Source organism: Pseudomonas sp. NPDC096925 (assembly GCF_044762545.1).
Taxonomy (GTDB): domain Bacteria; phylum Pseudomonadota; class Gammaproteobacteria; order Pseudomonadales; family Pseudomonadaceae; genus Aquipseudomonas.
This window is the reverse complement of the sequence record NZ_JBIWEM010000004.1, coordinates 1-14,791: the sequence shown is the minus strand read 5'-3', so window position 1 is coordinate 14,791 and position 14,791 is coordinate 1. Positions and strand designations below refer to the sequence as shown.

General features: G+C 66.0%; 8 protein-coding genes. 1 reads left to right on the top strand and 7 read right to left on the bottom strand.

Going from position 1 to position 14,791, the window contains the following annotated elements; genetic code table 11:
* Window positions 1-3: 3 nt before the first annotated feature.
* Window positions 4-1,530 (bottom strand): CoA-acylating methylmalonate-semialdehyde dehydrogenase, encoded by a 1,527-nt coding sequence (locus ACIQYU_RS13815; RefSeq protein WP_402800407.1) that lies wholly within the window; start codon window positions 1,528-1,530, stop codon window positions 4-6.
* Between the two features lie 132 nt (window positions 1,531-1,662).
* Here ACIQYU_RS13815 and ACIQYU_RS13810 point away from each other — a divergent pair, with 132 nt between their 5' ends.
* Window positions 1,663-2,613: a LysR family transcriptional regulator gene (locus ACIQYU_RS13810; protein ID WP_207837876.1), complete on the top strand. Its 951-nt coding sequence runs from the start codon at window positions 1,663-1,665 to the stop codon at window positions 2,611-2,613.
* Window positions 2,614-2,801: 188 nt separating this feature from the next.
* Here the strand turns inward: ACIQYU_RS13810 and ACIQYU_RS13805 are convergent, their stop codons facing one another.
* From ACIQYU_RS13805 to recC, 6 genes are all read right to left on the bottom strand, one after another.
* Window positions 2,802-3,293: an OmpA family protein gene (locus tag ACIQYU_RS13805; protein ID WP_233687093.1), complete on the bottom strand. Its 492-nt coding sequence runs from the start codon at window positions 3,291-3,293 to the stop codon at window positions 2,802-2,804.
* 4 nt (window positions 3,294-3,297) lie between these two features.
* Window positions 3,298-4,569, bottom strand: coding sequence for a diguanylate cyclase domain-containing protein (locus tag ACIQYU_RS13800; protein WP_233687094.1), 1,272 nt, complete (start codon window positions 4,567-4,569; stop codon window positions 3,298-3,300).
* A complete protein-coding gene (locus ACIQYU_RS13795) occupies window positions 4,566-5,132 on the bottom strand; it encodes a YfiR family protein (protein WP_207837888.1) in 567 nt (188 codons plus the stop codon). Before ACIQYU_RS13795 ends, ACIQYU_RS13800 begins: the two co-directional genes overlap by 4 nt.
* A gap of 205 nt (window positions 5,133-5,337) precedes the next feature.
* Window positions 5,338-7,413: an exodeoxyribonuclease V subunit alpha gene (recD, locus tag ACIQYU_RS13790; RefSeq protein ID WP_402800400.1), complete on the bottom strand. Its 2,076-nt coding sequence runs from the start codon at window positions 7,411-7,413 to the stop codon at window positions 5,338-5,340.
* Window positions 7,410-11,087, bottom strand: coding sequence for an exodeoxyribonuclease V subunit beta (gene recB / locus ACIQYU_RS13785; RefSeq protein ID WP_207837892.1), 3,678 nt, complete (start codon window positions 11,085-11,087; stop codon window positions 7,410-7,412). Before recB ends, recD begins: the two co-directional genes overlap by 4 nt.
* Window positions 11,084-14,566, bottom strand: a complete 3,483-nt coding sequence (gene recC, locus ACIQYU_RS13780; protein ID WP_207837894.1) for an exodeoxyribonuclease V subunit gamma — start codon at window positions 14,564-14,566, stop codon at window positions 11,084-11,086. Before recC ends, recB begins: the two co-directional genes overlap by 4 nt.
* Window positions 14,567-14,791: the final 225 nt, after the last annotated feature.

The window sequence follows — 14,791 nt, the reverse complement described above, 5'->3', positions numbered from 1 at the left end:
TCCTTAACGCAGGCTGATGGTGGTGTTCACACCGTCATTGACACTGTCGTCATCGAACCAGCGGGCGGTGACGGTCTTGGTCTGAGTGTAGAACTGCACCACTTGCTTGCCGTACGGGCCGAGGTCGCCGAGCTTGGAGCCACGCGAGCCGGTGAAGCTGAAGAACGGTACCGGTACCGGGATCGGGATGTTGATACCGACCTGGCCAATGTCGATTTCGCTCTGGAACTTGCGTGCTGCCGCGCCGCTCTGGGTGAACAGGCCGGTGCCATTGCCGAACGGGTTGGCGTTGACCAGGGCGATGGCCTCATCGAGGGTATCGACCTCCACGGTCACCAGCACCGGGCCGAAGATTTCCTGGGTGTAAACCTGCATGTCGGTCTTCACGCCCGAGAACAGGGTCGGGCCGACGAAATTGCCTTGCTCGTAACCTGGCACCTTGACGTCACGGCCGTCGAGCTCCAGCTTGGCGCCTTCCTTGATACCGCTTTCGATCAGGCCCAGCACACGCTCCTTGGCGCGCTTGGAAACCACCGGGCCGACATCGGTGCCTGGCTCGCAGCCGGCACTGACCTTGAGCTTGCTGGCCGCTTCCTTGATATCCGGCAGCCATTCGCGGGCCTTGCCCACCAGCACCGCCACCGAAGTGGCCATGCAGCGCTGGCCCGCCGCGCCGAAGGCGGCACCGACCAGGGCGTTGACGGTTTGCGTGCGGTTGGCATCGGGCAGCACCACCGCGTGGTTCTTGGCGCCCATCATCGACTGCACGCGCTTGCCGTGCTGGCTGCCCAGGTTGTACACGTGGGTGCCCACTTCGGTGGAGCCGACGAAGGAAATCGCCTTGATGTCCTGGTGGGTGCAAATGGCATCCACCACCTGCTTGCCACCGTGCACCACGTTGAGCACCCCGGCCGGTATGCCGGCTTCCAGCGCCAGCTCGACCAGCAGCATGGTCGACAGCGGGTCCTGCTCGGACGGCTTGAGCACGAAGGTATTGCCGCAGACGATGGCCATGGGGAACATCCACAGCGGGATCATCGCCGGGAAGTTGAACGGGGTGATGCCGGCGCACACGCCGATCGGCTGGCGCAGGGTGTAGGTATCGACGCCGCCGGCAACGTTCTCGGCGAATTCGCCCATCTGCAGGGTGCCGATGGAGGCGGCGTGCTCGACCACTTCCAGGCCGCGGAAGATATCGCCTTCGGCGTCAGCCAGGGTCTTGCCCTGCTCGGCACTGAGGACCTGGGCGATGCGTTTGGTGTGTTCGCGGATCAGCGCCTGCAGCTTGAGCATGATGCGCATGCGCGCGCCGATCGGCGTGTTACGCCAGGTCTGGAAGGCGCGGTGGGCAGCGGCGACGGCTGCGTCGACTTCTTCGACGGTGGCGAACGGTACGCGCGCCAGCACTTCTTGGGTAGCCGGGTTGACGATGTCGCGCCATTCGGTGGTCTTGGACTCGACCCATTGGCCGTCGATCAGCAGCTTGACCTGCTCGATTTTGGTCTGGTTAGGGGATTGCGGTGCGTTCATCTGCGTTCTCCTTGGAATTATTGTCGGGACGAGATCGCCATTGCCGGGCAAACGCGAGGTGGCGTCCTGAGGCTTGTTTCGAGTATAGATGTGCAAACATCCAACAAGAACGCACAAAAAAACCGGATCATCATGCAAAAAGACCTCACATCCCTGAGTGCACTCAACTGGGACGACCTGAAGTTCTTCCTTGAAGTGGCGCGTACCCGCAAGGCCAGCAGCGCCGCCAAGCGCCTGAACGTGGACTACACCACGGTGTCGAGGCGCATCAGCTCGCTGGAGGGGGCACTGGGCACCTTGCTGTTCGAGAAATCCCGGACCAACGGCTTTGTCCTCACCGCCGAGGGCCAACGCCTGCTGAGTTATGCCGAGTCGATCGAGAGCACGCTGCACATGGCTTGCGAGCAGGTGTCGGGGTCAGGCGTGGCGTTGTCGGGGCACGTGCGCATGGGCTGCACCGAAGGCTTCGGCAGCTTCTTCGTCACCCCGCAGCTAAGCCACTTTGTCGATGCCTACCCGGCGATTTCGGTGGATATCCTGCCGCTGCCGCACTTCATCAGCCTGTCCAAACGCGAGGCGGACATCGTCATCGCCCTGGAGCGGCCGGAACACGGCCCTTATGTATGTTGCAAGCTGTGCGACTACCGCTTGCGGCTGTACGCGACCCAGGACTACCTGGACAACCACGCACCGATCAACCAGATCGCGGACCTGGCCAGGCACCCGTTCATCAGTTACGTGGACGACCTGGCGTTCAGTTCGGAGCTGCTGTACCTGGCCAACCTGATCCCCAGCGCCAGCGCGCATTTGCGCAGTACCAGCGTGATTGCGCAGTACACGGCAGCGTTGCAGGGGCGTGGGCTGGCGATCTTGCCGTGCTTCCTGGCCGCGCAGGACCCGCGGCTGGTGACGGTGTTGCCGGAAGAGATCGAGGTGACGCGGCAGTTCTGGATGTATTGCCGGGAGGATTTGAGGAAGTTGAAGCGGATTACCCTGCTTTGGGATTACATCCGAGGGGTGACGGAGGCGAATGCGCCGTTGTTGATGGGCGAGACCCGAGAGATGCGCTTTGCTCAGGAATGAGGGGGCTGCTGCGTAGCCATCGTCGGCAAGCCAGCTCCCCACAAGGTCTGCGCCGGATTCAAGGCATGCGCAGGACCTGTAGGAGCGGGCGTGCCCGCGAACACCGGCGCAGCCGGTGCCAGGCACCGAGTCGCCTGCTTCGCGGGCAAGCCCGTTCCACGCGGATGTGCTGGCCTGTGAGGCTGCGGTCAGTAGGAAGCCACCACAATGGACACGCGCCGGTTCTCGGTACGCCCGGCGCTGGTGCGGTTGTCCGCCACCGGCTGGCTACTGCCAAGGCCACGGGACTGGATGTTCTGCGCCTGCATGCCTACCTCGACCAGCGCCTTGGCCACGCTCTGCGCGCGGCGCTCTGAGAGTTGCTGGTTATACGCCGCCTTGCCCGACGAATCAGCATGCCCGTCCACCCGCACGCCCTGGATGCCAACGCCGAGCAGCGCCTTGCCAATGCGCTCGACGATCGCCTGGCTCTGGCTGTTGAGGCTGTCCAGATCGCTGCCGAACAGCACCTTGCCGGACAAGTCGTAGGCCCATCCTTCGTCGGTCGGGGTAAAACCTTCACGCTTGAGCACGGCAATCTGTTCGGCCGTCAGGCCTTTGGGTGGCGTGCTCTGGCAACCGGTCAGTGCCAGCACGGCGAGCAGCAATGCCCAAAGGGGGAAACGCAAAGCCTGTATCACGGGTTCAACTCCTGTTGTTGTTTTCACCGGCGGACTGTTCCGTCTGCGCCACTTGCCAATGGCCACGGCGTTTGCGCTTGGCCTGGTACATCGCTGCATCGGCAGCATTCAGAAGACTGGCGGGGTCAGCGCCGTCATCCGGGTAATAGGCAATACCGACACTCAACGAGGTGGCGATACTGCGGCCACTGTCCAGCTGCACCGGCAACTTCATGCTGGCAACGATCTTCTCGGCAATGTCCTCGGCGTCCTGGCGCGACTGCAAAGGCGTCAGCAGCACGGCGAACTCGTCGCCACCCAGGCGCGCCACCAGGTCGTGCTCGCGCAACTGGGCGCGCACGCGGTCGGCCACGCTGATCAGCACTTCGTCGCCCACCGCATGGCCGAGGGTGTCGTTGATCTGCTTGAAATGGTCGCTGTCGAGAAACAGCAGCGCCAGGTGGTCCTGCTTCCGTTCTGCATTGCGCACGCTGCGGCTCAGGCGCCCCTCGAAGAAGGCGCGGTTGGGCAGGCCGGTCAGGCTGTCATGGCTGGCCTGGTGGGCCAGGGTCTGGTTTTCGTTTTGCAGGTGGCTGTGCCAAACCTCCAGCTCGTCCAGCAGGGCATTGAAGTCATTGCCCAGTTCGTTGAGCTCGGCAATCGGCGCTTCCGGCACGCGCCGGTCGAAACTGCGCTCGCGGCGGGCGGCGTGAGCAACACTGGCCAGGCCGCGCAGCGGGCGGACGATATCACTGAGCAGACGCCGCGACAGGTATTGGGCAGCCAAGGCGCTGAGCACCGTGCAGAACAGGATGCCGGCCAGTCCACTGAGCAGGAACAGCAACAGGCTTCGCCCCTGGCCGACCAGTTCGATGCGCCCGACCTGCTGTTGCTGGTGCGTAATCGGCAGATTGACCGGTTCATCCAGCAAGGCGGTGGCAACCTGCGCCTCCAGCCGCGCGAGCACGCCGGTATCGCTGCGCTGCCAATGCGCCAGTTGCTCGCCTTCGTTATTGAAGACCCTGGCTTCGGCCACTTCCTCGGCACTGGCGATCAGCGCCAGCGATTCATTGGCCGCAGCGCTGTCGTCAAACACCACCGCCGCTTCCACGGTGTAGCTGATCGAGCGGGCGATCAGCTGCAGGTTGTCGTTGGCGTAAACACGCAGGGCGAGCACGCCCAGCAGGGTCAGGGAAATACCGGCCAGGCCCACGGCGAGCAAGGCGACGCTGAGGTGGCCACGGCCCAGCACCGAACGCAGGGTCGGGCGCACGCCGCGCTTACGGGTCGGCTTCATGGCTGACCTGCCCGGCGCCGCGACAATTGCAGCACGCTGGGGTGGATGCGCACGCCGGAACGTGCCACCGAGTCGAGGTTGACTTCGAAGGCTACCTGCTGGTCGCTGACCCGCAAGCAGAACAGGCTGCCGACCGTGCACGGGTCGTCTGCCTCGCTGATGCTCAGCACCGGGTGGCCACTGACACGCTCGAACAGCCGGTCGCGCTGGCCTTGGTCGAGCTTGCCGATGTAGATGGCGTCGCAGGCCTGGGCGACCTGGCTATCGTCTGCCAGCAGACGCCGCACCTGCAGCGGTCGGCCGGACTCCTGCACATGGCCTTTGATCAGGTCATCGGCGTATTCGGTCGGGCCGACCAGGCACAGGCGCAAAGGCGAGGGTTCGACGGGCCAGCGGGCATAGCTGAAGATGCCCAGCACCACCTGGGTGACGGCCTTGGCCCGTTGCTGCGCCTGGGCGGCAGTCATGGCGGGGTCTGCCTGGGCCGGGCCTGCGGAAAGGAACAGGGCGGCCAGCAATAGCGAAAGCGCACAGCTCATCACTCGCCTGGCGGCCATGTTCATGTGGGAAATCTCTTAAGGCCCTTTCCAATATCGGCGCAACGATAGCACATGGCCGCATGCTTGTATGAAAGGCGCGGAGCTAATGCGATCCCTGTGGGAGCGGGCGTGCCCGCGAAGCAGGCACCACGGTGGTTGGCACGGGCTGCGCCCGTGTTCGCGGGCGCGCCCGCTCCCACAGAGGATCTCCTTTTGGCTCACTACAGGGCTAAACCTGCTCCAGCATCAACCCGGAAATACGCCGCACCTTGCGCGCAACCGCTTCTTCGAAAATACCCTGGCGAGGCTCGACCAGGCTAAAGCAGTGCTTGGCGCGGGTGATGCCGGTGTATACCAGCTCCTTGGTCAGCACCGGGTTGAGCGCATCCGGTAGCACCAGCGCGGTGTGGCTGAACTCCGAGCCCTGGGACTTGTGCACGGTCATGGCGAATACCGTTTCCACTTCATTCAGCCGGCTGGGCAGGACGAAGCGCACGCCGCCACTGCCGTCGTTACGCGGGAAGGCCACGCGCAGCAGGGGCTCGCCGCGCTCATCCGGCAGGCGCAGGGCAATGCCGATGTCACCGTTCATCAGGCCCAGGCCGTAGTCGTTGCGGGTCACCAGCACCGGGCGCCCTTCGTACCAGGGCTGCTGGCTGTCGATCAGCCCCGCATTGTGCAGCACCCGCGCCACCCGCTCGTTGAGGCCTTCGACACCCCAGGCGCCCCGGCGTACCGCGCACAGCAGCTGGAAGTCCTCGAAGCTGTGCAGCACCTTGCCCGCCCATTGCTCCCACGCGGGGTCGTCAACGGCGGTATCGAGTGCCGGGCGGAAGCGGCCAAGGGTGCGCAGGTAGCTGCGGTAACCCTGCGGGCCGTCGCTACCGCGGTTGAGGCCGTCGAGCAGCAGGCGGTCGAAGGCACGGTCCTGTTCGTGCTTCAGGGCCAGGCTGTGCACATCGGGCGGCGGTGCGGCCAGCAGGTTGCGTGCCGCGTGGGAGTCCTGACGATTGACCAGCCGGGCCAGTTGGCCAATGCCGCTACCTTCGCCGAAACGCCGCGAAAAGCGCAGCATCACCACCTGCTGGGCCAACGGGTTGCGTTGCTCATCGCCGGCCTTGAGGCCACTGCCCGCCAGCGACTCACCACCGGTCTGTTCCAGCCACGCCTCGGTCGCCGGGGAGTAACAGCCCTCCTCGGCATCCCGACACAGGTCACCCAATACCGCACCGGCCTCGACCGAGGCCAGCTGGTCCTTGTCGCCCAGCAGCACCAGGCGTGCCCGTGGCGGCAGGGCATCGAGCAGGTTGGCCATCATTTCCAGGTCGATCATCGACGCTTCATCGACCACCAGCACGTCCAACGGCAGCGGGTTGCCGGCATGGTGGCGGAAGTGCCGCGAACCGGGGCGGCTGCCGAGCAAGCGGTGCACGGTGCTGACCTCGGTCGGGATTTGCCCGCGCACCTCGGCGCTGACCTGCAGGCGCTCGACCTGCTGGCCAATGGATTCGGTCAGGCGCGCGGCTGCCTTGCCGGTCGGCGCGGCCAGGCGAATGCGCAGCGGCCCGCCCTGCTCCACCGCCGGCGCCTGCAGCAAGGCCAAAAGGCGCACCACGGTAGTGGTCTTACCCGTGCCGGGGCCGCCGGTGATGATGCTGAAGCCGGCGCGGGTGGCCAGGGCACAGGCGAGCTTCTGCCAGTCCACCTGGCCAGCCGGCGCACCACCGTCGAACAGCTGCGCGAGGCGGCCAGGCAGGTCGGCTGGAGGCGCTTCGGCCAGGGTCAGGCGCTGGCGCAGGGTATGGTCGATGCGCCGCTCGTAACTCCAGTAACGGCGCAGGTACAGGCGCTCGCCGCTAAGCACCAGAGGCCGCGCCTGCTGGCCAGGGGTATCGCCGGCGGCCACCAGGGGGCTGGCGGCAATGCGCTGGCGCCAGGCGTGCAGGTCGAGGTTGGCCAGCAATTGCGAGGGCAGCAGCAAGGGGCCGGTCAAGGCGTCGCCTTCGGGCGGCAACGACAGGGCGAAATCGGGCTCGGCCAGGGTTTGCTGCAGGTCGAGGCAGACATGGCCGTGGCCCAGCTGGTGACTGGCCAGGGCGGCGGCCAGCAACAGCAGGGGGTCGCCACCAGGGACTCGCTCTTCCAGGAACGATACGAACGCACGGTCCAGGGCACGCAGCCAGCCCCGCTCTACCCAGCGGTCGAGCAGTTGCAGCAGGTCGCCGCTGTCACGCTGTGGCGCCAGTGCGAGCAGGTGCTCGGCGTGCAGCGGGGTGGGCAACAGGTCGACAAGGCTTCGGCTCATATCACGGCTCCGGCAAACAGGTCCTGCTGTGCGGGCGGGTGCTCGCCACGGAACAGCGCATCGAGGCTTTCGATCAGCTCACGCGGTGGCTTGGCGTGGTAAACGCCGTGGCCGCTGCTGCTGGCGCCTCGCAGGAAGATGAACAGGGCGCCGCCGACATGGCGGTCGTAGTCGTAGTCCGGCAGGCGGGCGCGCAACTGGCGGTGCAGGGCCAGCAGGTACAGCACGTACTGCAGGTCGTAGCGATGTTCGAGGATGGCCTTTTCCATGGCCAGGGCATCGTAGGCCTGGATGTCAGGGCCCAGCCAGTTGGACTTGTAGTCGGTCACGTAGTAACGCCCGTCCAGCTCGAAGGCCAGGTCGATGAACCCTTTGAACATGCCATTGAGCACGGTCGGCTGCGCCGCCGGGCGTGCCAGGCCAGGGTGAGTGTGGCGTGCCACCAGGCGATCGAGTTGTTCGGCATCGACCTGGTGGCTGGCGAACCAGAACTCCATTTCTATCTGGTAGTGGCGCAACTGCCCGAGCGTCACGCTGAGGTCGTTGCCCGGCAGCGGCAGCGCTTCGCCCAGCAGGCGCTGCAGCCAGTGGGTCAGGGTGGGAATCCAGCCGGTCCAGTCACGACGGTTGCAGCGCTGGCCAACGGTTCGCTCGATCAGTTGCGCATTGCCGCTGACCTGGCTGAAGCCCTCGCGGCCAACCCATTCCAGCAAGCCATGCAGGAAGGTGCCGGGGTTGGGCCCGCGCGGGAAGCGGTGGATATCGCCACTGTCGGCCGGGACCTCGCGCAGCACCTGGGTATCGACCACTTCATCATCCAGTAACTGCTGGGCCTGGGAGCTGTCGGCACCGAGGGTCTGGTCGCCGACGCGCAGGGCACTGTACGAGGCAATCCACCAATGCTCGGCCCCCGCCGCACGGCGCGGCTTGCGAGCAGGCAGCAACTCGCTTTCGGCGTGCGGCATGCGATACACCTGTTCATCCGCCTGCGGCAAGCCCGGGCAGCTGATGTGCGGACACGTCGCGGCCAGGGCCTGCAACCAGTCCGTCAGTTGCTGCGAGCCCGGCAAGGCGAGGCCGCCACCCAGCAGGTAGCCGAGCGCCGAGCGGTGCAGTTGCGAGCTCTTCTGGTTGCCACGCTTGAGATCGGCGACACCCAGCCAGCAGGCATGCTGGGCACGGGTCAGGGCCACGTAGAGCAGGCGCAGGTCTTCGGCCAGGCGCTCGTCGTCGGCACGGTCGATCTGTTCCTGGTCCGGTGTGAGGGTGAGATGGGCGTTGCCCTGGCTATCATGCCAGGCCAGCGGCAGGCGGCTGCCGTCCACCGGCTTGCTGGTGCAGATGAACGGCAGGTAGACCAAGGGGTATTCCAGGCCCTTGGACTTGTGGATGGTCACCACTTTCACCAGCTGCTCGTCACTCTCCAGGCGCAGGATCTGCTCTTCACCGGCCTGCCCGGAACTGGCCAGGTGCTCGGCCAGGTGGCGGATCAGCGCCTGTTCGCCGTCCAGCTCGCCTGCGGCCTGTTGCAGCAACTCGGCCAGGTGCAGCAGGTTGGTCAGCACCCGCTCGCCGTCGCTGCGGCGGATCAGCGTGCGCGGCAGCTGGAAGTCATGCAGCAGGTGCCGCAGCATTGGCAGCACGCCCTGGCGCTGCCAGGTGTCGCGGTAACGCCGAAAACGCATGACCCAGTCTTCCCAGACCCGCTCGTCCTGGTTCAGGCGGTCCAGCGCAGCCAGCGACAGATCGAGGGTGAGGCTGGCCAGGGCGGCCTTGAGCAGGCGCTCCGAGTCGGGCTCGGCGCAGGCCTTGAGCCAGGCCAGCAGGTCGTGGGCTTCCTGGGCGGCGAATACCGAGTCCTTGTCGGAGAGGTACACGCTACGCACCTCGCGCGCGGCCAGCTCGGCGCGGACCATTTGCGCCTCATGGCCATCGCGCACCAGGATGGCGATGTCCGATGGCAGGCACGGGCGCAGTTCGCCATCGGCATTCTGGAAACCAGCCGTGCCCTGCTGGCCACCATTGAGCAAGGCGACGATATGGCTGGCGCAACTGGCTGCCAGTTGCTGGCGGTAAACGCTGCCGGAGACCGGTTCTTCGCTCTGCAGATGCCAGCATTGCAGCGCTGCGCAGGTTTCACCGTCGATCAACAGCTGCTCGCCACGGCCTTTGGCGCGGACCTCGATGAACGGCAGCGGGTTGTCATCGGCCTCGCGGAACAAGAATGCACCGCGCCCTGCCTGACGCGCTTCGGCCTGCAGGAACACCTGATTGACCGCCGCGACCATGGCCTTGCTGGAGCGGTAGTTGGTGTCCAGGCTGTGCAGCCGACCACTAGTGGCACGGCGGGCGGCAAGGTAGGTGTAGATGTCGGCGCCACGGAAGGCATAGATCGCCTGCTTGGGGTCGCCAATCATGAACAGGCCGGTTTCGGCGCGGTTTTCGCTGATCTGGTAGATGCGCTCGAAGATGCCGTACTGCACCGGGTCGGTGTCCTGGAACTCGTCGATCAACGCCACCGGGAACTGTTCGCGAATCAGGCTGGCCAGGCGCTCGCCGGCCTCGCTGGCCAGGGCGTGCTGCAGGCGCAGGAGCATGTCGTCGAAGCCCATTTCCGCACGCCGGCGTTTCTCCACTTCGAAGCGCGCCGATACCCAGTTGGCGGCATGCTCGAGCAATGGGGCATCCGGGCTATCCAGCGCCTGCAACTGCTGCTGCAAGCTCTGCATGGCATAGAGGGCCGGGTGCTCGGGTGGCTCGCCCTTCCAGGCTTCGGCCATGCCCGCCGGGGTCAGGCGGGTGAAGCCGGTGCCCAGGTCGAGCTCCACCAGTTGTTCGTCTGCGGCCCAGGCGCAGAGCTTGTCGAACCAAGGTTCGAAGTAACGGGCCTGCATCTTGCGGCCGTCGACCTGCTTGGCGGCCAGCGCATCACGGCAGATCTGCCGCAATTCCTCGGCCCACTGCGCCCAGGGCGCCTTGAGCCGGGCCAACTGCTCGCCACGCTGCTGCAGCGATGCCTGGATCAGCGCCGCCGGCTCTGGCCCGTCCTGCTGGGCGCGCACGCGACCGAACAGCGGGCGGATCCGCGGCAGCAAGGCGTCGGGGCTGCCCCAGTGGCCACGCACCCAGGCCAGCGCATCGCCTTGCATGCCGTAGCAGAAGCGCCGCCAGTAGTCGCGCATGACCTGACCCAGCAGCTCGCTGTGGTCGGTTTCCAGGGTCTGGGTGAACAGGCTGCCGCTGTCGAAGGCATGCTCGCGCAGCATGCGCTGGCACCAGCCGTGAATGGTCGACACCGCAGCCTCGTCCATCCACTGCACGGCGATTTCCAGGCGGCCGGCACAACGTGGCCAGGCTTCTTCCGGGTAGTCGTCACGCAGTTGGTGCAGCAGCGGGTCGGCCGCCTCCAGCTCACCACGGAAGAACCGCGCAGCTTCGGCCAGGCGCGCACGGATACGCTCACGCAGTTCCTTGGTGGCGGCGTCGGTGAAGGTCACCACGAGGATTTGCGGTGGTAGCAGCTCGCGGTCGAAGCCCTGCTCGCCACCGTGACCGAGGATCAGGCGCAGGTACAGCGCCGAAATGGTGAAGGTTTTGCCCGTGCCGGCGCTGGCCTCGATCAGCTGGCTGCCATGCAGGGGGAAACTCAGTGCCAGGGGACGGTCCTGGGTCATGCGCCTTTCTCCGGGTTGCCCAGGGTTTGCCACGGGGCGTTGAACAATGGGCGGTACAAGGCTTCGCACCAGCCTTCGAAGGTTTCATCGGCGGTGAGCGCGGCAAAGTCGCGGAACTGGCGGGCCAGGGCGATGCTTTCACTGCGCTCGCCGAAGCTGGTGCGCTCGTCACCTTCGTAGGCGCGGGCTGCAGCAGCCAGGGCTTTGTCGCTATCGTCCTGGGCCAGCCAGGCGAACGCGGTCTTGGCCGCGACCGGCAACGGCGCATTCATCGCCGCCTGGCGGGCCACCAGCAGGTCGCCCAGCAGTTGCGCCGCCTGCGCTTGCGGCAGCGGCGCAAGCAGCAGGGTCAGGTCGCTGGCCACCAACGCGCTGTTATAGGGGTAACCCGCTGCGCAGGCCGCCAGGTGCGTGACCCAGGGCGCGATCAGGCGGTGCCACTTGAGGGCGTTACGCCCGGCGCTGATGGTGTTGGGTACGGTGGTAATGCCGAGCAGGCTCTGGTCATCCGCCTGGAATACCCGGCCCAGCCAGCCTTCAAGACGGTGCGGGCCGTGCTCGAAATGCACCGGCAATGCGCCTTCGACCAGCTGTGGCCAGCGTTGCAATAGCTGGCGGTGGCGTTGCAGCAGGTCTGGCAGGGGCTCGATCAGCTCGCGCTGCAGCAGTTCGCCGAAACCGGCCAGTGGCAGCATGCCGCAGGCCTGCAAGCGCCGAGCCTGGGCCTGCAGGGCCTGTTCGGCATTGTCCGGCTCGGCCAGCGCTGCACCAAGCAGGCTTTCACTGGCGCCGTAGCGTTGCAGGGTGTCGAGGACGAAGGGTTCCTCGTCCGGGGTCGGCGCTTCCAGCGCTTCGAAGTACACCTTCAGACGCTGGCTGAAGAAGTGCCGCACCGGGTGGCGCAGGAAGTCATTCAGCTGGGTCAGGCTCAAGGCCTCATCGTCATGGTAAGGCGGCAGGCCTGGGTCGCCCTGCTCGTCTTCCTGGCCCTGCTGGTGCAGCACCTGCCATTCGTGGGCAAAGCTGAACAGCGGGCTGCCCTTCTGGAAGTAGCGTGGGCTGAACGGTTGCAGCGGGTGCTCCTGGGTCAGTGCGTGCAACAGGTGCTCACCCGGTTGTGCTGGCTGCCCCTGCTCCGCGCCTGCCAGCTGCCAGCCGGCCGCCAGGTGATCGCGCAACTGGCCGATCAGCACCGAGGCCGGGCGTTCGCTGTTGTCGCGGATACTGCGCCCGACCCAGCTGACATACAGCTGGTCGCGTGCCGACAGCAGCGCTTCGAGCAGCAGGTAACGGTCATCCTCACGGCGCGAGCGGTCGCCGGGGCGGTAGTCGCTGGCCATCAGGTCGAAGTCCAGCGGCTGTTGGGCGCGGGGGTAATCGCCATCGTTCATGCCCAGCAGGCAGACCACCCGGAACGGGATGGCGCGCATCGGCATGAGGGTGCAGAAGTTCACCGAGCCGGCGAGGAAGCGCTGGGACAACTTGCCCTGGTCAAGGCCCGACAGCCAGGCTTCACGCACTACGGTCAGCGGCAATGGGTCTTGCAGGCCGACGGCCTCGCACACTTCAAGCCAGCTATCGCGCAGATCCTGCAACTGCATCAGCAGGAACTCGTCGCGCTCGCCCTCGGCCAGGAAAAACACCTGCAGCAAGGCATGCAGGCGCTCGCCCCACTGGCTGACAGTGGCAGGCTCGGACAAGGCCTGGCTGGCCACGTCGAGGGCGTCGAGCAAGGCGACCAGCGGGCCGATCAGTGCCGCATCCAGGCCACCGATTTCATCGTAGGGTTCGATGCCATCACAGGCCTCGCCCACGCCTACGGCATAACCCAGCAGCATGCGCCGCAGGCCGAACCGCCAGCTGTTCTGCTCAAGCCCTGCGGGCAAGCCCAGGCTGGCCCGCTGCTCGGCATTGAGGCCCCAGCGGATGCCGGCCCCCTCGATCCAGCGGTGCAGCGTGGGCAGGTCGTTTTCACGAATGCCGAAACGGGCCCGCACTGCCGGTACGTCCAGCAGGTCGAGCACTTCGCTGACCGCGAAGCGGCTGTCCGGCAGCTTGAGCAGGTGTTCGAGGGCAATCAGCAAGGGTTCGCGGCCACGCTGGCCCTGGTCGGTCAGGGTAAACGGTATGTAACGCAGGTCGTTGCGCTGCAACTGGCCGAATACGGCGCGGATATGCGGCGCGTAGGTGTCGATGGCCGGCAGCATGACGATCACGTCACGTGGGCGCAGGGTAGGGTCGGCACTGAACCGGGCCAGCAGCTGATCGTGGAGGATCTCCACTTCGCGTTGCGGGCTATGGGCGATGTGGAAGCGGATCGAGCGGTCCTTCGCCGGGTCAACTGGATGCCACCGCTCGCGGGTTTCGGCGAGCGGGCGCAGTTCGAGGATATCGTCCTGCAGCTGGTTGAGCAGCGTGGTGGGCGAGCCGTCACTGAACAGGTCGATGCGGCCATCGCTGAACACGCCCTGGTAACTGCCAGGGTCGTCGTAGCTGTCGAGCAGGTTGATGTAGTCGCGGCCTTGCTTGCCCCAGGCGGCCAGCAAGGGATGGGCATGCTGGTGCAGCGACTGGTCGTCCAGCTGCAGGGGCATGCCCTGCTTGCGTTGCTGGCGCTTGTACTGGTGACGCAGCAGGTCCTTGTCGGCAACGATATCGGCCCAGTGGTGGCGACAGGGGTTGTGCACGCACAGCAGCACCTGGCTGAAGCGTGCCAGACCGGCCAGTGCCTCAAGGGCCTGGGCGGGCAGCGAGGAGATGCCGAATACGATCACCCGGGCCGGCAGACCGGCAGGTGCCTGTTCCAGGCTGTTGATCCGTTCGATGAAGCGCTGATGGACCCCGGCGCGGCTCTGCGCCATGCCCTGCTCGCCCACATCCTCCAGCAATGCACGCCATAGCTCGGCCTGCCAGCGGTTGCCCGGGGGCAGCGCCTTGCGCTCGCCGCGAGCGGTGTTGAGGATGTGCTCGCCAGCGGCCCAATCCTTGAGCCAGTCGGCGCGGTAGACCTGATACTGGTCGAACAGGTCGGCCAGCCGCTCGGCGAGCTGGTAGCGCTTGCGCAGGTCGCTGTCGTCGGTGAGGAAGCGCCGCAGCGGCTCGAAATGCGGGCGTTCGATCAAGGCCGGGAGCAGGCGCATCAGGCGCCAGGTCAGCGGTGCCTTGTCGAGCAGGGACACTTCGGGAATTTCGTCACGGCCCAGCACGCTGCGGTAAAGCTGCCACATGAAGCTGCCCGGCAGTTGCACGTCGATGGCGGCGGCGATGCCACAGCCGCCCTGGTCATCGTCCTGTGGGTCTTCGGCCAGGGCCAGCTTGAGCCATTGGGCAATGCCATTGCTTTGTACCAGGGCGATTTCGTTTTCCAGCGGCGCCAAGGGGTAGCGACGCATCCAGCTCACCACCAGGCTGCGCAGGTCGTCGAGGCGGTTGCCGTGGACGATCATGAAGCCGGGGTGGAGGTGGGTGGTGTTGGGCATCGGGAGGTCTCTGGCAGGCGCTGGTGGCTGAGGGGGAACGATATCACGCGGATGCCTGAAAGGGCCGAGTGCCATCAGGCTGACGCGATCAGTGTGGGAGCGGGCGAGCCCGCGAAACAGGCGACGCGGTGGATGGCACCGGCTTTGCCGGTGTTCGCGGGTGAACCCGCTCCCACAGGGGGCGCGTATGCCCGGGAGTTTTTGCGCCACAAAGACAAAACCCCT

What these genes read in the sequence shown, in the direction of transcription:
- ACIQYU_RS13815 (WP_402800407.1), bottom strand. Translation starts at nt 1,530, where the DNA reads ATGAACGCACCGCAATCCCCTAACCAGACCAAAATCGAGCAGGTCAAG.
- ACIQYU_RS13810 (WP_207837876.1), top strand. Translation starts at nt 1,663, where the DNA reads ATGCAAAAAGACCTCACATCCCTGAGTGCACTCAACTGGGACGACCTG.
- ACIQYU_RS13800 (WP_233687094.1), bottom strand. Translation starts at nt 4,569, where the DNA reads ATGAAGCCGACCCGTAAGCGCGGCGTGCGCCCGACCCTGCGTTCGGTG.
- ACIQYU_RS13795 (WP_207837888.1), bottom strand. Translation starts at nt 5,132, where the DNA reads ATGAACATGGCCGCCAGGCGAGTGATGAGCTGTGCGCTTTCGCTATTG.
- recD (WP_402800400.1), bottom strand. Translation starts at nt 7,413, where the DNA reads ATGAGCCGAAGCCTTGTCGACCTGTTGCCCACCCCGCTGCACGCCGAG.
- recB (WP_207837892.1), bottom strand. Translation starts at nt 11,087, where the DNA reads ATGACCCAGGACCGTCCCCTGGCACTGAGTTTCCCCCTGCATGGCAGC.
- recC (WP_207837894.1), bottom strand. Translation starts at nt 14,566, where the DNA reads ATGCCCAACACCACCCACCTCCACCCCGGCTTCATGATCGTCCACGGC.